The organism is Rathayibacter sp. AY1B8 (assembly GCF_002932775.1).
Classification (GTDB): Bacteria; Actinomycetota; Actinomycetes; order Actinomycetales; family Microbacteriaceae; genus Rathayibacter.
The window spans coordinates 1-25,235 of sequence record NZ_PSWJ01000019.1 but is presented as its reverse complement, the minus strand read 5'-3'; the positions used below and the strand labels follow the sequence as shown (position 1 = coordinate 25,235).

The window sequence follows — 25,235 nt, the reverse complement described above, 5'->3', positions numbered from 1 at the left end:
GGGCTCCCGCGACGGATCGCGGGAGGGGAGCCGAGGTCAGTCGGCGAGGATGAGGTACAGCGCGCGACGGGTCTCGTCGAGCTTGGCGGACGCGGCGGCGCGCTGCGCCTCGGTCGCTCCGCGGAACTGCTGCACGACGCCCATCAGCTTGCCGACGTTCTCCATGAAGGCGCGATCGGCGTCGCTCGCGCCGGGAGTGGCCTCCCAGGCCGCGTCGAGCTCGTCGGCGTGCTCGCGCACGTAGGTGCCGCCCGCGTCCGTGAGCTGGTACTCGGTGCCGCGGCCCTCGCCGACGGCCGTGATGAGGCCCTCGTCGACGAGCTGCTGGAGGGTGGGGTAGACGGAGCCGGGGCTGGGACGCCACGATCCGTTCGTCTTCTCGGCGATGGCCTTGATCAGGCCGTAGCCGTTCGAGGACTTCTCGGAGAGGAGGGAGAGGAGGGCCGCGCGGACGTCACCGCGTCGGGCGCGTCCTCCGCCGCGGCCGAAGGGGCCGCCGAAGCCGGGGCCGAAGCCCGGGCCGAAGCCGAAGCCGGGCCCGAAGCCGCGGCCGTGACCGCCGGGTCCGCGGCGCTGTCCGCGGCCGGGGTGCTCGTGGCGGGAGGAGTGGTCGCCGTCGCAGGAGTCGCGGCGGTCGTCGGAGAAGAAGGTCCTGGAGTTCATGGGTGTGCTGCTCTCTGCCGTGAGGGGATCCCTTTCGATCGGATCCGGTCGCCCGTCGGGAGCGGCTGCTCCCGATCTGTCGGCGATGCAGTAACGATATATCGGCGACGGATCGGATGTCAACACCTGAACTGCCCGTAGCCTGGGAGCTCCCCGTCGATCGAGAGGTCCCGCATGCCGCGTCCCGACTCCGAGCTCGAGGCGTACCTCGACTCCTCCCTCCTCGCCGGGGACGTCCTCACCGGCCGCGCGAGCAACCTCGGCAACCTCCGCGGCCTCGCCGCCCGCGAGCCCGCGCACCTCTACGGGGTGGACGTGGCCGAGCACTGGACGCTCGAGAGCCTGCTCGCCCTGATGGGGGAGCGCGTGGGGATCAGCACCGACCCCTCCTTCGAGAGCGGGCAGGACCGGATCGACGCCCGCCTGACGGTCGCGGGTCTCGCCCGCTACCGCGACCGGTTCGCCGCCGCTGTCCGCGAGGGGGCGCTCCTCCTGTTCGCCACCGCGCACCCCGCGACCCTGATGGACGTCTACCGCCGCTTCGCTGCTGCCGCGACGGAACGGGGCGCTCGCGTGATCGACGTGAATGCGCTCCCGTTCGCCGCCCCCGACGGGATCCGCGTGCCTCTCGCGGACGAGCACCAGGCCCTATGGTGCACCGGCGGGGTCACCTGCGTCTACCGCGGGGGAGGGCTGCAGCACACGCACTCGCCGGAGCCGATGGACGCGCTGCTCGACCGCCTCGACGAGCTCGGCATCCGCCCCGACCTGGTCGTCGCCGACCACGGCTTCGCGGGCGCGGCCGGCCGGCGGGGGCTGCCGGTCATCGCGATCGCCGACTGCAACGACCCGGCGGTGTTCGTCGCCGAGGCGCAGGGCTCGATCGAGGTGGTCGTCCCGATCGACGACGGGCTGGCCGTCCACCTCTACGAGCCGGTGATCGACTTCGTCCTCCGCGCCCTCTCGGAGCCCGCGCGCACCTGACGGCTCGTAGAATCGCCTTCGGCTCGTCGCGATCCCGGATCCGACGGGCCGACCGTTTCGCGAGTCCCCGCACTCGCCCACCACTGCAGACGGAGCATCCGTGACCCAGCCCCACGACGGCCTCCTCCCGCGCTTCGCCGTCGGCGTCGACATCGGGGGGACGTCGATCAAGGCGTCCCTCGTCGACGTCACCACCGGTGAGCGGGCGGCTCGCCGCTTCGCGGTCGCGAACCCGCTGGGCAAGGAGCCCGAGGACTTCGCCGAGGCGATCGCCGGCATCGTCCGCGACGTCTCGCCGATCGCAGGCACGCCCGTCGGCGTCGGCTTCCCCGGGATCGTCCGCGGCGGCGTCGTCCGCCAGACCACCCACGTCTCGCAGCGCTGGGTCGGGCTCGACGCGCAGGCCCTCCTCTCGGAGGCGACCGGGGTCGACGTCGTCGTCGTCAACGACGCGGATGCGGCGGGGGTCGCCGAGCGCGAGTTCGGCGCGATGCGCGGACGCGAGGGCCTCCTCCTGCTGACCACCCTCGGCACCGGCATCGGGACGGCGCTCGTCCACGAGGGCGTGGTGATCCCCAACTCCGAGCTCGGTCACCTGCACATCGACGGTCCCGACTTCGAGCCGCAGGTCGGCTTCTCGGCCGTCCGCCGCGAGGGCATCACCCTCGAGGAGTGGGCGGGTCGCCTCAGCGTCTACTACCGGCACCTCGAGATGCTGCTCTCGCCGCAGCTGTTCGTGATCGGCGGCGCGGCGGCGCACGTCTTCGACGAGTTCGCCCGCTTCCTCGACATCGGCACCGAGATCGTCCCCGCCCGCTTCGGCAACGACGCCGGATTCACGGGCGCCGCGATGGTCGCCGTCTCGCCCGACCGCCTCGCGCCCTGGTACCGCTCCACCCGCGGCGCCCGCCTCGACCCCGGGGCCCCCGCCATCGCCGACTGACCCCCTCCCTGCATCGAGGGAGCCCCGACCCGTCGAGGTAATCCGGCGGAGCGGGGTCCCTCGACGGTCCGGGGTTCCCTCAGCGGGCCGACAGGCCGCGGTAGACGGCGTCCAGCCGGGCGGCGGCGGCCGGCCAGGAGTGGGCGGCCGCCCAGTCGACGCCGCCGCGGCCGAGTCGCGCCAGCTCGCCGGGCGAGCCCAGCAGGGTCAGGATCGCCTCGGCCCACGCCGCAGGGGAGTCGGAGTCGAGCAGCACGCCGCTTCCGCCGTCGCGCACCGCGTCCACCAGGCCGGTCGTCCTGCGCGCGAGCACGGGAGTGCCGCTGCCGGCCGCTTCGAGCGCGATCAGCCCGAAGGTCTCGGCCGCCGAGGGCACGAGCGCCAGCTGCGCGCTCCGGAGCCGCTCCGCCACCTGGTCGCGGTCGGCGGCCCCCTCGATCAGCACGCGGTCTCCCAGCGGAGCCGCCGCGGCGCGCACCGCGTCGAGGTACGACTCCCGGCCCGGTGCCGCCCCGCCCACCAGCCGCAGCACCGGCCGCTCCGCCGGCGCCATCGCCGCGAGCGCCTCGACCGCCAGCAGCTGCCCCTTGAGCGGCTGCACCCGGCCGATCAGGACGACTCCGGAGCGCTCGCCGCCGCCCGGGCGGAACCGCGCGTCGACTCCGGGCGGCACCACGACGACCCGGTCCGGATCCGCGCCGTACCCGCTGACGACGTCCTCCCGCTCCGAGGCGCCCGCCACCACGATCGCGTCGGCGGAGGCGAGCACGGAGCGCTCCGCGTCGATCCGCTGCTGCGGCTCCGCGACGTCGCCCGGGGCGAGCCGGGCGTTCTTCGCGAGCGAGCCCGAGTGCATCGAGTGCACGTGCGGCCTGCCGGTGAGCGCCCCCGCGAGGCCCGACACCCAGTAGTGGGAGTGCACGACGTCGGCCCCCTCCGCGGCGCGCGCGAAGTCCGGCGCCGCGGCCGCCAGCGCGTACTTGTCGCCCGCAGGCACCGGCACGCCGACCACTCGCACACCCGGCGCGAGCATCCGGACGCCCTCGCCGCGGGTCAGCACCTCGATCTCCCAGCCGAGCGCCGCCAGCTCCGGGAGCACCGCCGCGAGGTACACGTTCATCCCGCCCGCGTCGCCCGTCGACGGCTGCTCGAGCGGGGAGGTGTGCGCCGAGACGACGGCCAGACGGGGCATCCCTCCATCGTAGGGACGGCCGTGCGTCCTCCACGGATCCCGGCCCGCGGCTCGCAGCGCCTCCGGAATCGGGTTGAATAGACGGATGCGCTCGTTCGAGCGCGGAGAGCGTGAGGTCCATGGCCCGCCAGAGTCCCCCCGGTGAGGTGCTGCCGTCGGCCGCACCCGGGCCGGTGACCGCCGGCCACGAGCCCTTCTCCGAGCAGGACATCCGCGCCCTCGTCGGAACCGCCGCCGTCGAGAAGGGCACCGCGTACGCGGACGAGGGCCGCGTGCGCGAGCTGCAGTGGTTCGGCGGCCGCACCCGCCTCTTCGGCCAGGTCCGCGGATCCGGGCGCTCGCCGTACGCCGTGAGCGTGCAGCTCCGCGACGAGGGCGAGCACTGGACCCTCCTCGGCGGCGCCTGCAGCTGCCCGGTCAAGCACGAGTGCAAGCACGTCGCCGCCGTCCTGATCGAGGCCCTGCGCCGCGAGCGCGAGGGTGGAGTGGCCGGTCCCTTCCCGGGCGAGGCCGCCGTCGACGCCGTCCCGGAGTGGCGCAGCGCGCTCGCCCCGCTCCTCGCCGGCGCGGAGCGCTCGCACACCGGCATCCCGCTCGGCCTGCAGTTCGAGCTGCTGCCCGGCGAGCCCGTGCGTCGCCCGCCCGGCCGCTACAACTCCTACCGGCCGCCGCCCGAGCCGCGCCCGCGCCTGGGCGTGCGCCCGGTGCGGATGGGCGACCGCGACCGCTGGGTCCGCACCGGCACCAGCTGGCGCGACCTCGGCTACCTGCACTACAGCCACGACTACGACGAGCGCCAGATCGACGTGATCCGCGAGATGCAGGGCCTGCTCTCCGGGCACAGCGCCTCCAGCTACTACTCGCCCGACACCTGGCTCTACCTCGACCAGTGCCGGAGCGAGGCGATCTGGGCGGCCCTGCACGGAGCCGTCCGCGCGGGCATCGGCCTGGTGATGGGCGACCGCGACCAGACGCCGCTGAAGATCCTCGACACGACGGCCACCGCCTCCATCGACGTCACGCGCACCGCCGCCGGCCTCGAGCTGCGCTCGCTCGTCGCGATCGGCGACCACCCGGCGCCCGAGGAGTTCGGCTTCATCGGCGACCCGGCCGTCGGCCTCTACACGTGGGAGGGCGGCGACGAGATGCGCGCCCGCCCGGTCACGCTCATCCCGTTCGCCGCGCCGCTGCTGTCCTCCGCGCGCACGTTCCTCTGGAGCCGCGAGGCCATCCGCATCCCGGTGGCCGAGGAGTCGGCGTTCCTCACCGAGCACTACCAGCGGCTGCACCGGCTGTTCGACATCGTCTCCCGCGACGGCTCCTTCGAGGCGCCCGCGGTGCCCGAGCCGCGCCTCGGCCTCACCCTCGAGCACACCGACGGCGCGGGCCTGCGCGGCTCGTGGTGGTGGCGCTACGGAGTGGAGGGGGCGCGCGGCGGCGTGGACGCCGAGCGGCTCCCGCTGCGGGTCGGCGAGGACGCCGGCTACCGCGACCCCGAGGCCGAGCAGCGGATCCTCGACTCCCTCGTGGGAGCGGGTCTCGACCCGGAGTCGACGCCGGCCCTGGTGTCCCCGTCGAGCAGGCGCCTGCGCCCCACCTTCGACCTGCGCGGCATGCAGACCGTCGGCTTCCTCACCGGCGAGGTCGAGCGGCTCCGCGAGCTCGGCACCGTCGAGATCGAGGAGATCGGCGAGCGCGTCGAGTACCGCGAGGCGCAGACCGCGCCCGTGGTCGCCGTGCAGACCGTCGCCCAGCCCGACAGCCGCGACTGGTTCAACCTCGAGATCTCCGTCACCGTCAACGACGAGGCGGTCCCGCTGGCCGAGATCTTCCTCGCGCTCGCCCGCGGCGACGAGTACATGGTGCTGCCCAGCGGCGTCTACTTCGCCCTCGACGACGAGCGGTTCGGCCGCCTCCGCGAGCTGATCGCCGAGGCCCGCGAGCTCTCGGACGACCCCGGCGAGACCCTGCGGATCAGCCGGTTCCAGTCCTCCCTCTGGGACGAGCTGGTCGAGCTGGGCGTCGTGGAGGCGCAGGCCGCCGCGTGGCGCCGCTCCGTGGAGGGGCTCTCCGGCTTCACCGCGACCGGTGCGCTGGAGTCGCGGGTCCTGCCCGAGGGCTTCGCCGTGGAGCTGCGGCCCTACCAGCAGCTCGGCTACGACTGGCTCTCGTTCCTCTACGACAACCAGCTCGGCGGCGTGCTCGCCGACGACATGGGCCTGGGCAAGACCGTGCAGTCCCTCGCCCTGGTCACCCGGGTGATGCAGGAGCAGCGCGCCGCGGCCGCGGAGGCGGGTACCTCGCCGCGCCCGTTCCTCGTCGTCGCGCCCACCAGCGTGGTGCCCAACTGGGTCGGCGAGGCCAAGCGCTTCGCCCCGGACCTCCGCGTCGTCGGGATCGACGAGACGTCGAAGAAGAAGCGGAAGGCGCTCTCCAGCGTCATCGGCGAGGCCGAGCTGGTCGTCACCTCCTACGCCCTGTTCCGGCTCGACTACGAGTCGTACTCGGGCATCCAGTGGTCGGGGCTCCTCCTCGACGAGGCGCAGTTCGTCAAGAACCGCCAGTCGGCGACGCACCAGCTCGCGCGCCGGCTCGACGTGCCCTTCAAGCTCGCCATCACGGGAACGCCGATGGAGAACAACGTGATGGAGCTCTGGTCGCTGCTGTCGATCGTCGCTCCGGGCCTGTTCCCCTCGCCCGCCGGGTTCGTCGAGTTCTACCAGAAGCCGATCGAGCGCGAGGCCGACAGCGAGAAGCTCTCGCAGCTGCGGCGGCGCATCCGCCCGCTGATGCTGCGGCGCACCAAGGAGCTCGTCGCCAAGGAGCTGCCGCCCAAGCAGGAGCAGACCCTCGAGGTCGAGCTCGGCCCGAAGCAGCGGAAGGTCTACGACACGTACCTGGCGCGGGAGCGGCAGCGCGTGCTGGGCCTGATCGGCGACTTCGAGAAGAACCGCTTCGCGATCTTCCGCGCGCTGACCGTGCTGCGCCAGGTCGCGCTCGACGCGGCACTGGTCGACGAGGCGCACGAGAGCGTGCCCTCGACCAAGCTCGACCTGCTCGACGAGCTGCTGGGCGACGCTCTCGGCGAGGGGCACCGCGTGCTGGTGTTCAGCCAGTTCACGCGGTTCCTCGGCCGGGTCCGCGGCCGGCTGGACGCGGCGGGCATCGAGTACGCCTACCTCGACGGAGCGACGAAGAAGCGCGACGAGGTCATCGAGCGGTTCCGCTCGGGCGCGGCGGGCGTGTTCCTGATCTCGCTCAAGGCCGGCGGCTTCGGGCTCAACCTCACCGAGGCCGACTACTGCATCCTGCTCGACCCGTGGTGGAACCCCGCCACCGAGTCGCAGGCGGTCGACCGCGCGCACCGCATCGGCCAGACCCGCTCGGTCATGGTCTACCGCCTGGTCGCGAAGGACACGATCGAGGAGAAGGTGATGGCCCTCAAGGAGGCGAAGGCCGCGCTCTTCGCCGCGGTCATGTCGGACGACGGCGCGGCGGCCACCGGCGGGATCACCGCCGAGGACGTGCGCGAGCTGCTGGGCTGAGCGCCGCCGCTACTCGCGCACCTGCTCCAGCAGGGTCGTGACGGCGGCGCGGGTGTCGGCGGCGAGCCGTCCGAGGCGGTGCGCGGCACGGATCGACACCGGCCGGTACGGGTGCACGAGCCGCCGGGCCGCCGTGCAGGGCAGCGCGAACGCCGCGACGACGCCCGCGTCGATCCCGTCGAGTCCGCCGTCGTCCCGGCCGAAGACGAGCTCCCGGCCCTCGCGCGCGAGAGCCTCCGGCAGGTCGGCCTCGCCGATCGGGAGGCGCAGCACGGCGAGCAGGCCGGCCGCCTGCACCCGGCGCGGCAGCGGGCGTCCGAGGCGTCCCGCCGCGTGCACCGTGAAGAAGTCGGCCTGCCGCTCGAGGATGCCCGTGACCGTCTCGGCGAGGCGCTCCATCTCGGGGTGCAGCGAGAGCCGGGCGAGCCGGCGGTAGCCGTGCACCGTGACCCGGGCGTCCACCGCGAGGGCCAGCGCGACGGGGCCGGCGAGGGAGGCCGCGGCGCGGTCGAGGAGCGGGCGCGACCTCACCGTCGGCTCCGGCGGGCGGATGTCGATGCCGCGGATCTGCGGCGAGGCCGCGAGCACGTCGCCCAGGGCGTCGGCGATCCGGTGCCGCTCGGCGGCCCAGACGGACGCGAACGCGCGGACCTGCTCGTCGGGGTGGGCGCGCGCGAGGGGGAGCACCCGGGCCACGGTGGCGTGCTCGATCGCCCGCAGGTACGCGGTGGCGACGATGGCCTCGCGGTCCAGCGGCACCTCCTCGAACTCGCGCACCGAGAAGTGCTCGCGCAGGGCGCCGTGCGCGCTGCGGTGGTGGTCCTCGAGGTCGAACGGTTCCGCGATGCCCACGTCGTGCTCCTCCGCTAGTCCGGTCCCTCCATCCTGGGCCCCCGGCGCGAGAGGCGGAAGAGCACGCGCCCATCCCTGGGACACTGGGAGCCGGTCGTCAGGCGGCCGGGGGAGCGGGGCGGGATGAGCGGGGCCCGGACCTCGGCGATCGGCGCCGTCCTCCTCGCCGCCGTCTGCTTCGGCGCGACGGGGACCGCCCAGGCCCTCGGAGCGGCGGGCGTGGATCCGCTCCTCCTCGGGGCGGCGCGCATCGTCCTCGGCGGCGCCCTGCTGGCCGCTCTCCTCGGCGTGGAGGCTCTGCGCCGGCGGAGCCGCTCCCGCCCGACCCGCGCCGTCGTGCTGCTCGTCGTGCTCGGAGCGGTCGGTGTCGCCGCGTACCAGCCCGCCTTCTTCACCGGCACCGCGCAGAACGGCGTCGCGGTCGGCACGATCGTCGCCCTCGGCTCCGCTCCCGCCTTCACCGGCCTGCTGGAGTGGCTCGTCCTGCGGACGACGCCGAGCCCGCGCTGGTTCGCCTCGACCGCGCTCGCCGCGATCGGAGTGGTGCTCCTCAGCGGAGGCGGATCCGGCGGCGTGACACTCCCCGGCCTCGCCGCGTCGGCCGGCGCCGGCGCCTCCTACGCGCTCTACGCCGTCTGCGGCAAGCTGCTGCTCGAGCGCGGGCTCAGCCCCGTCGCCGCCATGGGAGCCCAGTTCGGAGCCGCGGCGCTGCTGGCGGTCCCGTTCCTGCTGCTGGGCGATCCGTCGCGGCTCTCCGGCTCGATCCCGGCCGTGCTCTGGCTCGGAGTGGTGACGGTCGCCGTGGCCTACACCTTCTTCGCGCGCGGCCTGCGAGTGCTTCCCGCGGCGACCGTCTCGACGCTCACCCTCCTGGAGCCGGCGACCGCGACCCTCCTCGGCGTGGCGGTGCTGGGGGAGCGGCTGACCACGGGAGCCGTCCTGGGCGTCGCGGTGCTGGTGGCGGCGGTGCTGCTGCTACTCCAGCGGCCGGCGTCCGCACCCAGACCCCGAGGGCACTTCTGAGCAAGCACTACTATGACTCTTGACAGGTGTTGTGGCGAAGGTCTTCTAAGCTTTGCCCTCAGCTGACTTGCTTACGTGGAATTTTTCCCCGCGGAATGAGGAAGGTACTCGCTCACTAAGAGCAGTAACTGCACGTTATCAGGCATGTTTAATGTCCAATTTTCTTCGAAGGATCACCGTTAAGTCGGCTCGTTCTAAGTGCAGACCTGTATAGCCGAGGAATTCGATATCCTCCGGAGCTTGTTTGGCCGACTAGTCCACTGAGCAATAGGAGTGAAATCGTGTCCGTCGTCTCAGGCAATTCGTTGGCCGTTCCTCCTACCCTTAGCATCAATTCTTGCTTGCTGATGTACTCATTCGGCCCATTGGCTAACTTGTCAGCCAGTGGCTGAACCTCAGGAAACTCATTGACTACCGTGTCTTGGAATCGCCGTCGCGCCAATTCCCCAGCGGCTGCATTAACTTCGCCGAAGTTCACTAATGGCCTTTCCGAGCGGCTAGCGCGTCCTGTGCTTATGGCGCGTCGCTGATTCTCACGGGCTCGGTTTAAGGAAAGGTTTATTAAAGTAATGAGATTGCGTGGATTGTATAGACCACTTCCATCGCAAGTCCATAGACAGAGTTCCTGCGATGTATGACGGATCTTTGGACCCATATCGGGCAGTAGTGCATCCCAGGTGGACTTCGAGTTGTTCAAATGCGACGCGTCGCTAACTCTGCTCTTAAAGAGTTCAGAGCTTTGAGTGAGGCGATGCCCTATCAGATCTGCCATACTATTGAAAGTCCAAGAAATGTCTCCGCGCCGTAGATGGGTGGCATTGGTGAACGCGCCGTCCTCTGTGAATCGGGAGAAAAGGTCTGTACGGAGGAAGATCTTGAGTCGTACCCAGCTCGTGTAATCTAATGCTTGGGAGATATTCAAGGAAGCCCGGAGGAGAGCTCTGAGCGCTCGTCTTTCAGTCGCTGAGTTTCGCACGAAGCATTCATCAAGGCGATCCATAGCGATCCAGACGCGATCACCATTCGCTTCCAGAATCTCCGCGGAAGAGCGCAAGATAGAATAGAAGTCAGGATAGTTTAAGATAGTACTTTGACCATGACCGTCGGTGTCTTCACCCAGGTCGAACTTCAATCCGACGCCGATGTTCAACCCGGTGAGTCCAGCTTTAAGTTGACCTTCCACTGTCGTGGCTTTTCTTATCCGCGCGAGCAGAGACGGACCGGGTCCTACCTTTTTTCGAAGACCTAAACTTTGGAGTATCTCCTGTAGCTCCGAAACTTCGCTTTCGACCCCGCTTGTTATACCATATTTATCCACGACATAATTACCGAGCAGGCTTGCGAAGTACACGACCCAAATAGACCTTAGGCGCTCTTCGCTGTCGTTACCGCGAAATAATGCAAGAAATTCTGGTGCGCCCGTAGGATTCGTTGCGGTTAATACCGCGATATCTGCAGCGATGGGGGTTTCGGTTATCATGCGATACATGGCGCTCTTGCCAGTACCCTTACCGCCCGTGATAAGATCTATTTCGTCCCGCAAAAGTCGCCGGTAGACTTCGGTATCAGTGATAAATATCCGAGGCAACTCGATTTCATTTTCGGCGACATCGTTTCCCGCCGAGACCTGTTCTAGCACTTCTAGGATCTCATCCTGATTCATGACCAAAATGTAGCGGGTTGCCGCTCGATAGGCAAGACGCTCCTGAGAACTTCGACATTGCCTGGGCGACGCGGTAACGGTGGGTGGTTTTATGCGGCTCTTGGACGATGCCCGGGGGTCTGCGGCTTGAAGTGTTCGGCGGTAATTCCCGTTCAACCCCTCGAGTACCGAACTTCACCAGGCGTGCGGTCATGGGCATTGCGTCGAAAAGTCTATCGCTTGGGAGGTGCGACGGCCCTAGGTTTCCGGATTAGCGTCGGAGGCAGAGAGGCGCCGCCGCGCTCCGCGGAGTAGCGTCGTCTCCCACCGACCCGACGACGAGGCGAAGCGCATGACCAACCCGTGGCTGGCCCGCCCTGGCAGCGGTCGGCGGCGCGCGCTGGTCGAGGAGTCGTGGGAGCGCGCACGGCGGCGGCGCCTCGATCCGGACCGGCTGACGGCACCGCTCTCGTTCTCGGGCGACGACCTCCGCGAGTACCGCACCGGGCATCCGCTCGCCTCGGTCCTCCCGGTGATCCGCCGCCTGCTGGTGCGCGACGCCGACGAGGACAGCGGCGTGCTGGTCGCGGTGGGCGACGCGCTCGGGCGGCTGCTCTGGATCGACGGGGACCAGCACCTCAAGAGCCTCGCCGAGGGGATGTCGTTCGTCGAGGGTGCCGCGTGGGCCGAGCCCGACGTCGGGACGTCCGCGCCGGGGACGGCCCTCGTGCTCGACCACGGCGTGCAGATCCACGGCGCCGAGCACTTCGCCTCGCTCGTGCACCCGTGGAGCTGCACCGCCGTCCCCGTGCACGACCCCGAGACGCACGAGATCCTCGGCGTGATCGACATCACCGGCGGCGCCGACGTCGTCGCCCCGCAGACCCTCCCGCTGATGGAGGCGACCGCCGCCGCCGTCGAGAGCGAGCTGATGGTGCAGCGGCTCCTCCGCCCGCGGCGGCCCGCTGCACGGAGCACGGCGGCGGCCCGGGCGCCGAGCCTGCGGGTCCTCGGGCGCGAGACGGGCCTGGTGACGGCCGCCGGAGCGACGCTCGAGCTCAGCAGCCGGCACGCCGAGATCCTGACCCTGCTCGCCTGGCACCGGGCCGGGCTCTCGGCCGAGCAGCTCGCCCTCCTGCTCCACGGCCGGGACGACGCGGTGGTCACCGTCCGCGCCGAGATGGTGCGGCTGCGCCGCGCGCTCGAGCCGACCCTCCCGCGCCTGGTACCCCTCTCGCGCCCCTACCGCCTGGCGAGCCCGGTCGACCTCGACGCCCGCCAGGTGCTGGGCCTGCTCGACCGCGGCTCCCACCGCCTCGCCCTGGACGCCTACCGGGGCGCGCCGCTGCCCTCGTCCGAGGCGCCGGGGATCCGGGCGATCGCCGGCGAGCTGCGCCTGCGGGTGCGGGCGAGCGTCCTCGCCGATGCGGCGCCCGCGACCCTCCTCGCCTGGGCGGAGGGCCCGGACGGCCGCGACGACGCGGAGGTGTGGCGGGAGCTCCTGCGCGTCCTCCCGCCCCGCTCGCCGCGGCGTGCCGGTGTCGCCGCGCACCTCGAGACGATCGAGGCGGAGCAGCGCTGAGCCGTCCCGTCCGCTCCCGGGACTCCCGCCGGAGCGTCCGGCCGCGGAGCCGTCTCGCTAGCCTCGACGCATGAGCACCCTCGCACCACCTCCCCGGGCCCTCGCGAGCGGAGTCGCGGGGGGCCTGCTCCTGATGGCGGTCTTCACGATGTGGTGGGCGAGCGACACCACGGTCGGCTGGCCTGCACCGGCGGCGACGACCGCCGTGACCGTCTGCGCGCTCGCGGCCGTGGTCTTCGCCGTGCAGGCCGTCCGCCTCCTCGTCGCCCGGCGGAGGATGGCGGTGGAGCTCACCGACGCCGACCGCGCGGCGAAGCCGAACGGTCTGCTGTTCGGGGCGGTCTTCGCCGCGGAGGGCGTGCTGATCGGTGTCGCGGTGGGCGTCCTCACCGGCACCGGGCTCGACCGGTTCCTCGTGCCGGCCATCGCCGTGATCGTGGGCCTGCACTTCTACCCGATGGCGAGGATCTTCGGCCGGACCATCGACCTCTGGCTCGCCACCTGGACGACGCTGGTCGGAGCGATCGGAGTCGTCGTGGTCCTCGTCGACGGCTCCGCCTGGCCGCAGGTGTGGTCCTGGGTCGGCGCGGGAGCCGCAGCGGCCACGGTGACCTACGGCGTCTACATGAGCCGGATCGCCCAGCGCCTGCTCGCGAGCGTCTGAGGTCCGGGCCGCGGGGCCCTCCTCCTCGGGCGGCCGCGTCTCCGCCCGGCCGGTCCGGTCTCCGTCCTCGCCGCTCCCGCCGGTGCGTCGACCCGTGCAACGTCGTGCAACCCCCCGCGACGTAGCGTCAGGATCGGGCGCCCACCCCGCGCCCACGACAACGACGTCGATGGAGGTCCACATGACGCTGTACGCCGACCAGGTCGCCGAGCAGGCACCGCAGGAGCCGGGTTCCACGGTCTACGCGAATCCAGGCACGGAGGGATCCGTCGCCTCCTTCCGCTCGCGCTACGACCACTACATCGGAGGCGAGTACGTCGCCCCCGCGAGCGGCCAGTACTTCGAGAACATCACCCCGATCACCGGGAAGCCCTTCTGCGAGATCGCCCGCGGCACCGCCGCCGACGTCGACCGCGCCGTCGAGGCGGGCTGGAAGGCGTTCGCGAGCTGGGGGAAGACCAGCCCCGCCGAGCGCTCGAACATGCTCTTGAAGATCGCCGACCGCATGGAGGCGAACCTCGAGCTGCTCGCCGTCGCCGAGACGTGGGAGAACGGCAAGCCCGTGCGCGAGACCCTCGCCGCCGACATCCCCCTCGCCATCGACCACTTCCGCTACTTCGCCGGAGCGATCCGCGCGCAGGAGGGAGGCGTCTCCGAGATCGACCACGACACGATCGCATACCACTTCCACGAGCCGCTGGGCGTGGTCGGGCAGATCATCCCCTGGAACTTCCCGATCCTGATGGCCGTGTGGAAGCTCGCGCCGGCGCTCGCCGCGGGCAACTGCGTGGTGCTGAAGCCGGCCGAGCAGACGCCGGCGTCCATCCACGTGCTGCTCGACCTGATCGGCGACCTCATCCCCGCCGGCGTGCTCAACGTCGTCAACGGATTCGGGTTCGAAGCGGGCGCACCGCTCGCCTCCCACCCGCGCATCCGCAAGATCGCCTTCACCGGCGAGACGACCACCGGCCGCCTGATCATGCAGTACGCCAGCGAGAACCTCATCCCGGTGACGCTGGAGCTGGGCGGCAAGAGCCCCAACGTGTTCTTCGCCGACGTCGCCGCGGAACGCGACTCCTTCTACGACAAGGCGCTCGAGGGCTTCTCGTTCTTCGCCCTCAACCAGGGCGAGGTCTGCACCTGCCCGTCCCGGGCGCTCGTGCAGCGCTCGATCTACGACGACTTCGTCGGAGACGGCCTCGAGCGGGTCAAGCGGATCAAACAGGGCAACCCGCTCGACACCGCCACGATGATCGGCGCCCAGGCCTCGAACGACCAGCTCGAGAAGATCCTCTCCTACATGGACATCGGCAAGCAGGAGGGAGCGAAGCTGCTCATCGGCGGCGACCGCGCCGACCTCGGCGGCGAGCTCAGCGGCGGCTACTACGTCAACCCGACCGTGTTCGAGGGCCGCAACTCGATGCGCATCTTCCAGGAGGAGATCTTCGGACCCGTCCTCGCCCTCACCTCCTTCGACGACTTCGACGACGCGATCGGCATCGCCAACGACACCCTCTACGGCCTCGGCGCCGGAGTGTGGAGCCGCAACGGCGCCCAGCTCTACCGCGCCGGCCGGGCCATCGAAGCCGGCCGCGTCTGGTCGAACACCTACCACCAGTACCCCGCGCACGCGGCGTTCGGCGGCTACAAGCAGTCGGGCATCGGACGCGAGAACCACAAGGTGATGCTCGACCACTACCAGCAGACGAAGAACCTCCTCGTCTCCTACGCGGAAGGACCGATGGGCTTCTTCTGAGCTGGTTCGCACGGGCTCCTCGTTCCTCGTCGCCCGTGCCGCGGTCGGCTCGCCGACGTGGCCGGGTGGGGAGGAGCGGGGAGCGCTCGCACCGAGACGGATCCGCTGGCACGCGGATCCGCCGTTCGGTGCTCGGCCCTTCGGGCGAGGCACCTGACGGCGCGCGGATGGACGGTGCTCGGCCCTGCGGGCGAGGCACCTGACGACGCGCGGAAGAGCGGTGCTCGGCCCTTCGGGCGAGGCACCTGGCGGCGCGTGGAAGGACGGTGCTCGGCCCTGCGGGCGAGGCACCTGGCGGCGCGTGGGAGAACGGTGCTCGGCCCTTCGGGCGAGGCACCTGGCGGCGCGCGGGAGAACGGTGCTCGGCCCTTCGGGCGAGGCATCGGACGAGGGGGCGCCCCCTCATTTTGATCGAGTAGTCCGCGCAGCGGCGTATCGAGACGCCGCCCGGAGGAGCGTCCGCCGTCAGCGGTCGGGCGCACACAGACATTCCGCACCACGAGCGAAGGAGCACCAATCATGACCTCCACGAGGGTCGACGTCACTGCGGAGGCGGCAAGCATGCTCCGCCGGATGACGGCGCTGCACGGGCCGCTCATGTTCCACCAGTCGGGCGGATGCTGCGACGGCAGCTCCCCGATGTGCTTCCCCGCCGGGATGTTCCGCACCGGCGCCTCGGACGTGCTCGTCGAGTCGCTCCGGCTCGACGGCCTGGACCCGATCGACTTCTGGATGTCCCGCTCCCAGTTCGAGTACTGGAAGCACACCCACCTCACCGTCGACCTCGTCGACGGGCGGGGCAGCGGATTCAGCGTCGAAGCCCCCGAGGGCAAGCGCTTCATGATCCGCAGCCGACTGCTCACCGACGACGAGCTCGTCGAGTTCGGGCTGCTCCCCGCCGGAGCCGTCGGGCCCTGAGCCGGCTTCCCTGACCCGTTCCCCCCTGAACCGTTCCCGTCGCAGATCCTCGCCGACCGGCGACGTCCCGGTCCAGCGGTGTCAGCCGCCCGGAGCGGGAGCGGGCGGCGCCTTCCCCGTGCTCAGCTGCACGCCCACCACCGATCCCTTGTCCACGCGGGTGCCCGCGGCCGGACCGGTGCCGGCCACGGTGTTCATCGGCTGCGTCGAGTCGACCTGCGACGTCGCTCCGGGAGTGAGCCCTGCTGCGGTCAGCGCCTGTGCGGCGGAGTCGCCGGTCCGGCCGGACAGGTCCGGCACGGTGACCTGCGGCGCCGCGATGAGCGACTGGTCGGCCTGCGGGAAGTCGGAGCCGCCGTAGCGGGAGTCGATCGCCGTCATCAACGGCTTCCAGATCCGGTGGCGTGCCGAGGGCGCCCAGCCGCTGTCGAAGTCGATCGAGTCGAGGTTCACCCTCGAGCCGTCCGCGCGTGCCGAGATGCTGCCGACCCAGACCGCGAGGGAGGTCTCGGTCGAGGCCCCGATGGCCCAGGTGTCGGCGGAGTTGTCGGTGGTGCCCGTCTTGGTGATGTGCTGGATGCCGTTCTTCGGATCGTCCTCGACACCCGTGCCCTCGGCGGTCACCTTGAGCATCGTGTACTGCATCGCCGAGGCGACCCTCGACGACACCGCCCGGCTGCAGGTCGTCTCCACCGGCTCTATCTCGCGGCCGTCCGCTCCGACGATCGCCGTGATCGCGACGGGGGTGCAGGTCGTGCCGTTCGCGGCGATGCCGGAGTAGGCGGTCGCCATGGTGAGCGGTGCGATCTCGTTGGTGCCGAGGACCGCTCCCGGCGACTGCACGAGCGCGGTCCCGTCCGCGCGGTGCACTCCGAAGGCCTCGGCCTGCTTGCGGATCTCGCACTGGTCGAGCAGGTGCGACATCCCGGTGAAGCCCGTGTTCAGCGAGTAGATCGTCGAGTACAGCGCCGTCTGGGTGTCGGTGTAGCCGCCGTCGCCGGCGTTCTTGGGGTTGTAGGAGTCGTAGTCCCAGGTGCCCTCGCAGCTGTCGGCGAAGCCGGTCCAGTTCTTCTGCTTCGAGTCGAACTGCTCGAGCAGGGTGTGCCCGCGGTCGAGCCATTCGGCGAGCGTGAACACCTTGTAGGCGGAGCCGGTCTGGAAGCCGTTGCCGCCGCCCGCGGACGCGTCGACGTTGAGGTTGATCGCCGAGAACTCCGGCCCGCTCGCGATCACGTCCGGGTCCTGGCTGTAGCGCTTGTTCTGCACCATCGTGAGGATGCGCCCGGTGCCGTTCTGGACGGCGACCGCCGTCGCCCCGACGTCGAAGCGCGGATCGGAGGAGGGGACCTGCTCGTCCATCAGCTCCTGCGCGGTCCTCTGCAGATCGAGATCGATCGTCGTGTAGACCTTGATCCCGCCCTGCTTGATCGCCGCGTAGCGCTCGTCGTCGGTCGCTCCGAGCGCCGGGTCGTCTCGGAGGACGTGGGTCACGTAGTCGCAGAAGTAGGCCGCGCTGCCGGCCGTCTGGCAGCCGGTGGACGGCGGGGTGATGTCGGGGGTGATCGCCTCGGCGGCCGCGGCGTCGTGCGCGGCCTGGTCGATGCTCCCCGTCTCGAGCATCCGGTCGAGGATGTAGTCGCGCCGCTCCCGGGTCTGCGCGTAGCCGTTCGCCTCACCGTTGGCCGTGTCGTCCGGCCGGTCGAAGCGGAACTTCTCGGGGTTGTTCACGATCGCCAGGAGCGAGGCGGACTGCGCGAGGGAGAGGTCGGCCGCCGGGATGCCGTAGTAGTACTCCGCCGCGGCCTCGATGCCGTAGACGGTGCCTCCGAACAGGGCGATGTTGAGATAGCCGAGCAGGATGTCGTCCTTCGAGGACACCTTCTCGAGCCCGATCGCGAGCCGCATCTCCTTGAGCTTGCGCTCGGCCGTGGTCGCCGTCGCCTCCGCGTACGCGCGGTCGCGGTCCGCCTCGTCCGGGATCGACTCGGCCTTCTGCACCAGCACGTTCTTCACGTACTGCTGCGTGATCGACGAGCCGCCCTGGGTGTCGCCGTCGAGGAGGTAGGTGCTGGCGATGGCGCGGAGGGTGCCCTGCAGGTCGATCCCGCCGTGGTCGTAGAAGCGCGGGTCCTCGCTCGCGACGAGCGCGTCCTTCACGGAGTCGGCGATCCGGTCGGCCGGCACCTCGATCCGGTTCTGGTCGTAGAAGGAGGCCAGCAGCGTCGGATCGTCCGGGTCGCCCGCGTAGACGTCGCTCTTCTGCATCAGGCGCCCGACCTCGAGGTAGCTCGGGAGGGACTGGAACGCCGAGATGGTGCCGGAGGTCGCCGCGCCGGTGAGCGCGGCGGCCGGGGCGACCACGAGCGAGGCGAGCAGACCCGCCAGGACGCTGACGATCACGAATCCGACCAGCGCGCCGAGAGCCCCGTGGACGGTTCGACGGGGCTGGAAGACGGGGACGTTCGGTCGCTTCAGGATGGATCCTCTCGCTGCACCAGCACCCTAGGCGAGGCCTGCGACATCCCCGACGAGGCGCGCCACGGCCGCGCCGGACGCCCGTCCGCCCGGAGTCGGCGCGACGGCGCCCGCGCAGGCTCGGCGCCAAGACAGCAGAAGGGGCCGCCCCCCGGAGGGATCGGCCCCTTCACGGGACGGGCGACGTCTCTACTCGATCAGGTCGCCGTTCAGGTCCGAGATGTCGTTCGGATTGGCCGGAGCCTTGCCCGTGCTCACCTGGAGGGGGATCACCCCGCCGGCGACCGCCGTCTCCTCCGCGCTCGGCGTCGTCGACACGACGGAGCCCTCCGGGATCGTCGCGGAGTCGACCGACTCGTGCATCCCGACGACGAAACCGGCGGCGGTGAGGATCGCCGTGGCGCTCTCGACCGTCTCGCCCGTGACGTCGGGGACCTCGGAGTTCGCCGCCGATCGCGGCGAGTACGCGAGCATCGAGGCAGGCGGTGCCGTGAAGTCGTCGCCGCCGTACTTCTCGTCGAGCGCCGTCATGATCGGCTTCCAGATGGCGTGCCGGGCGTTGGAGGCGCGGATGGTCCCCTTTTCGCCCGTCAGGCTGATGAAGCGCAGGTTCTGCTTGGTGTTGTCGGCGAAGCCGTTGATGCTGCCGACCCAGACCGCCAGGGAGGCGGCCTTGCTGGCGCCCGCCGTCCACACGTCGGCTGCCTCGTCGGTGGTGCCCGTCTTGCCGATGTGCTCGATCCCGTCGAAGGGGTTCGAGGCGTAGGCCGTTCCGGAGGTCATCACCCGCTGCATCGCGTACTGCATCCCTCGGGCGACCTCGGGCGACACGGAGGGCGTGCACGCCGATGCCGGGGCGGCGACGGCGTTGCCCTCGCTGTCGGTGATCCGGTCGATGACGATCGCCGAGCAGGTCGTGCCGTCGTTCGCGATCCCGGCGTAGGCGTTGGCCACCGTCAGGGGCGCGATCTCGTTCGTCCCGAGGACCGAGGCCGGCCCGTTGGCGAGCTCGCGGCCGTCGGCGCGGTGCATCCCGAACGACTCGGCGGTGGTGCGGATGTCGCAGAGGTCGAGCTGCTGCGCCATTCCCATGAAGCCGGTGTTGATCGAGTTCGTGGTCGCGCCGAGCGCGCTCATCGAGCTCGCGTCCTCCGACGGGTCGTCGTTGCGAGGCGAGAACTTGCCGTAGTAGCCGCCGTCGCCCTCGACGTTGCACTTCTGGGGGTAGGAGCTGAAGCCGGAGGTGGGGGAGGCGAACGACTCGTTGACGGTGTGCCCCGCCTTCAGCCACTGCGCCAGCGTGAACACCTTGTAGGTCGATCCGGTCTGCACGCCGGAGCCGCCGCCCATGCTGAGGTCGACGTTGAGGTTGATCGCGCTGTAGCCGGGGTTCGCGGCGAGGAACTGCTCGTCCTGGCTGTACTGCGTGTTCTGCACCATGGAGAGCACGCGGCCCGTCTTCGCCTCGACGGAGGCGGCCGTCGCGCCGACCTGGAAGCGCGGGTCGACGGAGGGGATGTAGGCGTTGAGCGCCGCCTGCGAGACCTGCTGGATGTCGAGGTCGAGGGTCGTCACGACGTCGAAGCCGCCCTGGCGGATGCGCTGGTAGCGCTCGTCGTCGGTCGCCCCGAAGACGGAGTCGTTGCGGAGGACGTTCAGCACGTAGTCGCAGAAGTACGCGGCGTTGCCGGCGGTGGTGCAGCCGGTCGAGGGCTCCGTGATGTTCGGGGTGATCGGCTCGGCGACGGCGGCGTCGTGCGCGGCCTGGTCGATCCGGCCGTGCTTGAGCTCCTCCGAGAGGATGTAGTCGCGGCGCTCCTTGGTGGCGGCGTAGCCGTTGGCGGCGCCGTTCGCCTCGTCGCCCGGGTTGTCGAAGCGGAACTTCGCCGGGTTGTTCACGATCGCCAGCAGCGCGGCCGCCTGCGAGGTCGAGAGCTGGCTCGCGGGGATGCCGTAGTAGTAGTTCGCCGCGGCCTCGATGCCGTAGACGGTGCCCCCGAAGAGGGCGATGTTGAGGTAGCCGAGCAGGATGTCGTCCTTCGACGCCTCCTTCTCGAGGCCGATCGCGAGGCGCATCTCCTTGAGCTTGCGCTCGGGGGTCGGGTCCGTCGCCTCCTGGTAGGCCTTGTCGCGCGCGGCCTCGTCGGTGATCGACTCCGCCTTCTGCACCAGGACGTTCTTGACGTACTGCTGCGTGATCGACGACCCGCCCTGCAGGTCGTCGCCCGTCAGCGTGACGGCGATGGCCCGGAGCGTGCCCTGGAGGTCGATGCCGCCGTGCTCGTAGAAGCGCGGGTCCTCGCCGGCGACGGCGGCGTCCTTCGCGGACTGCGCGACGTCGTCCCAGCCCACCTCGACGCGGTTCTGGTCGTAGACGGAGGCGAGGAGGGTCGTCCCGTCGCTCGCGTAGACGTTGGTGCGCTGCATCAGCTGGCCCACGTCGAGGTAGCCCGGCAGGTTCTGGAACATGCCGATCGTGTTGCTCGTCGCCAGGCCCGTCAGCGCGAGGGCCGGCGTGACGCCGACGGTGATCAGGACGCCCGCCACGGCGCTCATCCCGATGAACCCCATGACCGCCCGCAGCGACATCCCGAGCGGCCGGACGGAGCGGCGGGATGCAGTGGGAAGTGCCATGGAGCGGTCGTCCTTTCGACGCGGCGCCGGGCCGCGGAGATCTGAGGGAGGGTGGCGAGAAGCCTCGCGAGCAGTCGCGCGATCCCCCGGCTTCATGGTACGTGACGGGTGCGCCCGCGGGGCGTCCTCCTCCCGGTGGAGATGAGGAGCTGGCGGGTGATGCGCAGGAGCGGGCGCGTCCGGGGTGCTGACCTCGGGTCGATGCATCCGTATCGTGGGGGGAGCGCCGCTCCGAGGGGCGCTGCAGCACCCGTTCCACCCACCGCTCCGGGGCCCCGGGCGGCCGGCCCCGGCAGAAAGCGCACACCATGGCACGCATCCACGACGACGTGACCCAGCTCGTCGGCAGGACCCCTCTCGTCCGCATCAACCGGCTGGAGGGCGCCGACCAGGCGACGGTCCTCGCCAAGCTCGAGTTCTACAACCCTGCGAACAGCGTGAAGGACCGCATCGGCGTCGCCATCATCGATGCGGCCGAGGCCTCCGGCGAGCTGCACCCCGGCGGGACGATCGTCGAGGGCACGAGCGGCAACACCGGCATCGCGCTCGCGATGGTGGGCGCCGCCCGCGGCTACAAGGTCGTCCTCACGATGCCCGAGACGATGTCCGTCGAGCGCCGGGTCCTCCTCCGCGCCTACGGAGCCGAGATCGTGCTCACCCCCGGCAGCGAGGGCATGCGCGGAGCGGTCGAGCGCGCCCGCGCGATCGTCGACGAGACCCCCGGCGCGATCCTCGCCCGCCAGTTCGAGAACGCCGCCAACCCCGAGGTGCACCGCCGCACCACCGCGGAGGAGGTCTGGGAGGACACCGACGGCGCGGTCGACGTCTTCGTGGCCGGCATCGGCACCGGCGGCACCATCACCGGAGTCGGCCAGGTGCTCAAGGAGCGCAAGCCCGGCGTGCAGGTCATCGGAGTGGAGCCGATCGACTCCCCGCTCCTCACCCAGGGCACCGCCGGGCCGCACAAGATCCAGGGCATCGGCGCCAACTTCGTCCCCGCGATCCTCGACCGCGAGGTCTACGACGAGATCATCGACGTGACGCTCGACGACTCCGTGCGGGTGGCCCGCGAGATGGCCGCGCAGGAGGGGATCCTCGGCGGCATCTCCTCCGGCTCGATCATGTGGGCCGCGCTCGAGGTCGCGAAGCGCCCCGAGAACGCGGGGAAGACCATCGTCGCCATCGTCTGCGACTTCGGCGAGCGGTACATCTCGACCGTCCTGTACGAGGACCTCCGCAGCTGAGCCCCTCGAGACGAGGCGGGACGCCCCGCTCCGGACGCGACGGTCGGCCGGAGCGCCGCGTCCCGTCCGGACCGGAGCGTCCCGGGCTCCTCGCCCTGCTCCGCGAGGACGTCCGCACCGCCCGGGAGCGCGACCCCGCCGCCCGGAGCGCGGTGGAGGTCGTCCTCTCCTACCCGGGAGTGCACGCGGTCTGGGTGCACCGCGTCGCGCACGCCTGGTGGCGGCGGGGCCTCCGCCTGCCCGCCCGGCTGCTCAGCCAGGCGGCGCGCGCGGCGACCGGAGTGGAGATCCACCCCGGTGCGACCATCGGCCGGCGTCTGTTCATCGACCACGGCATGGGCGTCGTCATCGGCGAGACCGCGCGGATCGGCGACGACTGCATGCTCTACCACTCCGTCACGCTGGGCGGGAGGTCGGCCCGGCGCGAGCGTCGGCACCCCACGCTCGGCGACCGGGTGGTCGTCGGCGCCGGCGCGGTCGTCCTGGGCCCGCTCGTGCTCGGATCGGACGTCAGCGTGGGCGCGAACGCCGTCGTGGTGAAGGACGCGCCCGACGGGGCGGTGCTCGTCGGCATCCCGGCCCGCGATCTGCGCGATCAGGGCGGGGAGGAGGACCCGCTCGCCGAGTCCGGCCGCTCCACCGGCCCGTCGGGACGCGTCTAGCCGGCGACGCTCAGTCGTCGCCCCTCGGCGAGATGTCGCGCGGGGCGCTCTTGATCTGCGCGAAGGCGTCCAGTGCGTGCGCCCGCGTCTCCTTGAGGTCGACGAGGGGCGCCGGGTAGCCGTCCGCGCCTCCGGTCAGCGTGTCCCCTAGCGTCCACGGCTCGTGCACGGCGGCGCCCTCGACTCCGCCGAGCTCCGGCACGTTGTGGCGGATGTACTCGCCGGCCGGGTCGAACTTCCTCGACTGCGTGACCGGGTTGAAGACCCGGAAGAACGGCGACGCATCGGCTCCCGAGCCCGCGACCCACTGCCAGTTCGCGGCGTTGCTCGCCGGGTCCGCGTCCACCAGGGTGTCCCAGAACCACTCCTCGCCCACCCGCCAGTCGACCAGCAGGTTCTTGATCAGGAACGACGCGGTCACCATCCGGACCCGGTTGTGCATGTAGCCGGTGCTCCAGAGCTCGCGCATGCCGGCGTCCACCAGGGGGTAGCCGGTGCGCCCCTGGTGCCAGGCGTCGATCGCCTGCTGGCCGGGGCGTCCCCACGGGAAGGAGTCGAACCGGGTGTCGAAGTTCGCGGTCGCCAGATCCGGCCAGTGGAACAGCAGGTGGTAGCAGAACTCGCGCCAGAGCACCTCGGAGAGGAACCGGTCGCTGCCGTCGCCGCGGTGCAGGCCCTTCGCGTGCGCCTCCTCGAGGGCGTGCCACACCTGGAAGGGGCTGATCTCGCCCCACCTCAGGTGCGGGGAGAGGTTCGAGGTGGCGTCCTCCGCCGGCCGGTCGCGGCCGTCGGCGTAGTCGTCGAGCTGCTCCGCGAGGAACGCGCGCAGCCGGTCGGCCGCCGCCTTCTCGCCGGGGACCCAGCGCTCGCGCAGCCCTCCCGCCCAGTCGGGACGCGTGGGCAGCAGCTCCCAGTCGTCGAGGGCGTCGGAGGCGATGTCTCCCGTGACGCCGTCGAGCGAGCGGGGGCGGGGGAGCGGCGCGCGCGGCGTCGGCTTGGCGCGGCAGGCGCGGGCGAAGGGCGTGTAGACGGAGTAGGGGCCGCCGGCGCCGGTCTGCACGGTCCACGGCTCGAACATCAGCGAGCCCTGGTGGCTCTCGGCCTCGAGGCCGCCGTTGCGGAGCGATTCCTTCACCGCCGCGTCGACGGTGCGCTCGGCCCTCCCGTAGCGGCGGTTCCAGTGCACGGCTCCGGCGCCGATCTCCTCGGCGAGCTGGAGGACGACGGCCTCGGCCGGCCCGCGGCGCAGGATCAGCGGGGCGCCGTGCTCGCGCAGGTCGGCGGCGAGGGCTGCGAGGCTGCCGTGCAGCCACCAGCGGGAGGCGCCCCCGAGCGGACGGATGCCCGCCGACTCCTCGTCGAGCACGTAGCAGACCGCGACGGGGTTGCCACGGTCGATCGCGGCGCGCAGGGCGGGGTTGTCGGCCAGGCGCAGGTCGTCGCGGAGCCAGACGAGGGTGGGGGAGGTGTCACTCATGGTGACCCCCATGATCCGCGAGTCCCGCGCCGCGGCGAAGACCTGGCCGGTCGCTGCGGCCCGTGCTAGCGGTGACGGATCAGGAGGAGGCGATGCCGTCGCGGAGCTTGTCGCAGAGCGCGGTCAGCTGCTTCAGCTCGTTTTCGTCGAGGACGCCGCCGACCTGCTCCGAGATGGTCCTCATGTGGGTGAGCGCGACGCGGCGGAAGAGCGCGTAGCCCTCGTCGGTGATCGCGATGATCGTGCCGCGGGCGTCCGCCGGATCCTCGCTCTTCTCGACGCAGCCGCGGGCGGCGAGCCTATCGATCAGCCTGCTGACGCTGGGCTGCGTCAGGAGGACGTGCCGGTTCAGGTCGCGCAGCCGCGCGCGCCGACCGGGCTGCCGGGTGAGGTTGAAGAGCACGTCGTACTCGTTCATCGAGATCTCCCGCGAGGGGAACTCGGTGCTCAGGGTGCGCATCACCTGGACCTGGGCGCGGAAGAGCGACTCCCAGGCGGCGACGGCCTCTCTCGACCCCACTGGTCCTCCTTCTCGGCGCTCAGGAAGCGGTTCCCTGACATCCAGACGCCGTACAGCCTACGCCGGGGTGCTGAGAGGAGGGGAGTCGGAGGAACGGGGCCGGGGGAACGACAGAAGGCCGGCCGCTGAGGCGAGCGGCCGGCCTTCATTCCCTTGCACCAAGAGTGTCCTGCAATCACTTCTCGCGCTTCCCGCCACAGCAAACGGTCGACGCACTTGAACTATATAACGACCCGGTAACGACGCAACCCTCTCTTTCCTGAATCCTCCCTGAGCCGCCCCGCCCCGCCCGCGCTCCGCACGACTCTCTCCTGACCCAGGACGTCCCGTCTGCTGCCTCCGACGTCCGCACCGAACCGCAGCCCATCCCTGACCGTTGACGGACACGACGAGCACCCCCTGCCCTCGTCCCCCGCCCACGCGCCCCGGCCCCGTCGTCCTGCCCCGCGAGGCCCGCCC

At 71.0% G+C, this 25,235-nt stretch carries 18 protein-coding genes; 10 read left to right on the top strand and 8 right to left on the bottom strand.

Translation table 11 applies throughout. The features are described 5' to 3' along the window. Positions 1–36: 36 nt before the first annotated feature. Complete coding sequence (locus C5C63_RS11875) at positions 37–663, bottom strand: PadR family transcriptional regulator (RefSeq protein WP_104224185.1); 627 nt, start codon at positions 661–663, stop codon at positions 37–39. A 174-nt stretch (positions 664–837) separates the two neighbouring features. Here C5C63_RS11875 and C5C63_RS11870 point away from each other — a divergent pair, with 174 nt between their 5' ends. Both C5C63_RS11870 and C5C63_RS11865 read left to right on the top strand, forming a co-directional pair. Beyond that, entirely contained in the window at positions 838–1,647 is an 810-nt protein-coding gene (locus C5C63_RS11870; RefSeq protein ID WP_104326102.1) for a phosphatase, read from the top strand. A gap of 100 nt (positions 1,648–1,747) precedes the next feature. Then, the gene (locus tag C5C63_RS11865; RefSeq protein ID WP_244229583.1) at positions 1,748–2,590 is read left to right on the top strand and encodes an ROK family protein; all 843 of its coding nucleotides are present in this window, start codon (positions 1,748–1,750) and stop codon (positions 2,588–2,590) included. 79 nt (positions 2,591–2,669) lie between these two features. Here the strand turns inward: C5C63_RS11865 and C5C63_RS11860 are convergent, their stop codons facing one another. After that, positions 2,670–3,782, bottom strand: coding sequence for a glycosyltransferase (locus C5C63_RS11860; RefSeq protein ID WP_104326100.1), 1,113 nt, complete (start codon positions 3,780–3,782; stop codon positions 2,670–2,672). Between the two features lie 119 nt (positions 3,783–3,901). Between C5C63_RS11860 and C5C63_RS11855 the strand changes: the two genes are divergently transcribed. Continuing rightward, positions 3,902–7,327 carry a DEAD/DEAH box helicase gene (locus tag C5C63_RS11855; protein WP_104224188.1) on the top strand — a complete coding sequence of 1,142 codons (3,426 nt, stop codon included), beginning with the start codon at positions 3,902–3,904 and terminating at the stop codon, positions 7,325–7,327. 9 nt (positions 7,328–7,336) lie between these two features. On the opposite strand, the gene C5C63_RS11850 is transcribed toward C5C63_RS11855, so the two are convergent. Next, on the bottom strand, positions 7,337–8,179 hold the full coding sequence (locus C5C63_RS11850) for a hypothetical protein (RefSeq protein ID WP_104295870.1): 843 nt from the start codon (positions 8,177–8,179) through the stop codon (positions 7,337–7,339). Between the two features lie 123 nt (positions 8,180–8,302). Here C5C63_RS11850 and C5C63_RS11845 point away from each other — a divergent pair, with 123 nt between their 5' ends. Continuing rightward, the gene (locus C5C63_RS11845; protein ID WP_104326099.1) at positions 8,303–9,202 is read left to right on the top strand and encodes an EamA family transporter; all 900 of its coding nucleotides are present in this window, start codon (positions 8,303–8,305) and stop codon (positions 9,200–9,202) included. A 148-nt stretch (positions 9,203–9,350) separates the two neighbouring features. On the opposite strand, the gene C5C63_RS16740 is transcribed toward C5C63_RS11845, so the two are convergent. Then, the gene (locus C5C63_RS16740; RefSeq protein ID WP_146086387.1) at positions 9,351–10,865 is read right to left on the bottom strand and encodes a P-loop ATPase, Sll1717 family; all 1,515 of its coding nucleotides are present in this window, start codon (positions 10,863–10,865) and stop codon (positions 9,351–9,353) included. 331 nt (positions 10,866–11,196) lie between these two features. Here C5C63_RS16740 and C5C63_RS11840 point away from each other — a divergent pair, with 331 nt between their 5' ends. The 4 genes from C5C63_RS11840 (at position 11,197) to C5C63_RS11825 (ending at position 15,764) form a co-directional block, all read left to right on the top strand. Then, positions 11,197–12,426, top strand: a complete 1,230-nt coding sequence (locus tag C5C63_RS11840) for a GAF domain-containing protein (RefSeq protein WP_104233439.1) — start codon at positions 11,197–11,199, stop codon at positions 12,424–12,426. A gap of 70 nt (positions 12,427–12,496) precedes the next feature. Continuing rightward, on the top strand, positions 12,497–13,090 hold the full coding sequence (locus tag C5C63_RS11835; protein WP_104326098.1) for a hypothetical protein: 594 nt from the start codon (positions 12,497–12,499) through the stop codon (positions 13,088–13,090). A gap of 181 nt (positions 13,091–13,271) precedes the next feature. Continuing rightward, on the top strand, positions 13,272–14,846 hold the full coding sequence (locus C5C63_RS11830; RefSeq protein ID WP_104233506.1) for an aldehyde dehydrogenase family protein: 1,575 nt from the start codon (positions 13,272–13,274) through the stop codon (positions 14,844–14,846). Between the two features lie 519 nt (positions 14,847–15,365). Beyond that, the gene (locus tag C5C63_RS11825) at positions 15,366–15,764 is read left to right on the top strand and encodes a DUF779 domain-containing protein (protein ID WP_104233437.1); all 399 of its coding nucleotides are present in this window, start codon (positions 15,366–15,368) and stop codon (positions 15,762–15,764) included. 81 nt (positions 15,765–15,845) lie between these two features. On the opposite strand, the gene C5C63_RS11820 is transcribed toward C5C63_RS11825, so the two are convergent. After that, the gene (locus tag C5C63_RS11820; protein ID WP_104233436.1) at positions 15,846–18,164 is read right to left on the bottom strand and encodes a transglycosylase domain-containing protein; all 2,319 of its coding nucleotides are present in this window, start codon (positions 18,162–18,164) and stop codon (positions 15,846–15,848) included. Positions 18,165–18,428: 264 nt separating this feature from the next. Beyond that, positions 18,429–20,873: a penicillin-binding protein gene (locus C5C63_RS11815; RefSeq protein ID WP_159939720.1), complete on the bottom strand. Its 2,445-nt coding sequence runs from the start codon at positions 20,871–20,873 to the stop codon at positions 18,429–18,431. A gap of 308 nt (positions 20,874–21,181) precedes the next feature. Between C5C63_RS11815 and cysK the strand changes: the two genes are divergently transcribed. Next, a complete protein-coding gene (gene cysK, locus C5C63_RS11810) occupies positions 21,182–22,117 on the top strand; it encodes a cysteine synthase A (protein WP_104326097.1) in 936 nt (311 codons plus the stop codon). 95 nt (positions 22,118–22,212) lie between these two features. Further along, on the top strand, positions 22,213–22,779 hold the full coding sequence (gene epsC / locus C5C63_RS11805) for a serine O-acetyltransferase EpsC (RefSeq protein WP_104326124.1): 567 nt from the start codon (positions 22,213–22,215) through the stop codon (positions 22,777–22,779). Between the two features lie 10 nt (positions 22,780–22,789). Here epsC and C5C63_RS11800 read toward each other — a convergent pair whose 3' ends face one another. Both C5C63_RS11800 and C5C63_RS11795 read right to left on the bottom strand, forming a co-directional pair. Then, positions 22,790–24,256, bottom strand: a complete 1,467-nt coding sequence (locus C5C63_RS11800) for a deoxyribodipyrimidine photo-lyase (protein ID WP_104326123.1) — start codon at positions 24,254–24,256, stop codon at positions 22,790–22,792. Between the two features lie 79 nt (positions 24,257–24,335). Continuing rightward, on the bottom strand, positions 24,336–24,716 hold the full coding sequence (locus C5C63_RS11795) for a MarR family winged helix-turn-helix transcriptional regulator (RefSeq protein ID WP_104224206.1): 381 nt from the start codon (positions 24,714–24,716) through the stop codon (positions 24,336–24,338). Positions 24,717–25,235 lie beyond the last annotated feature (519 nt).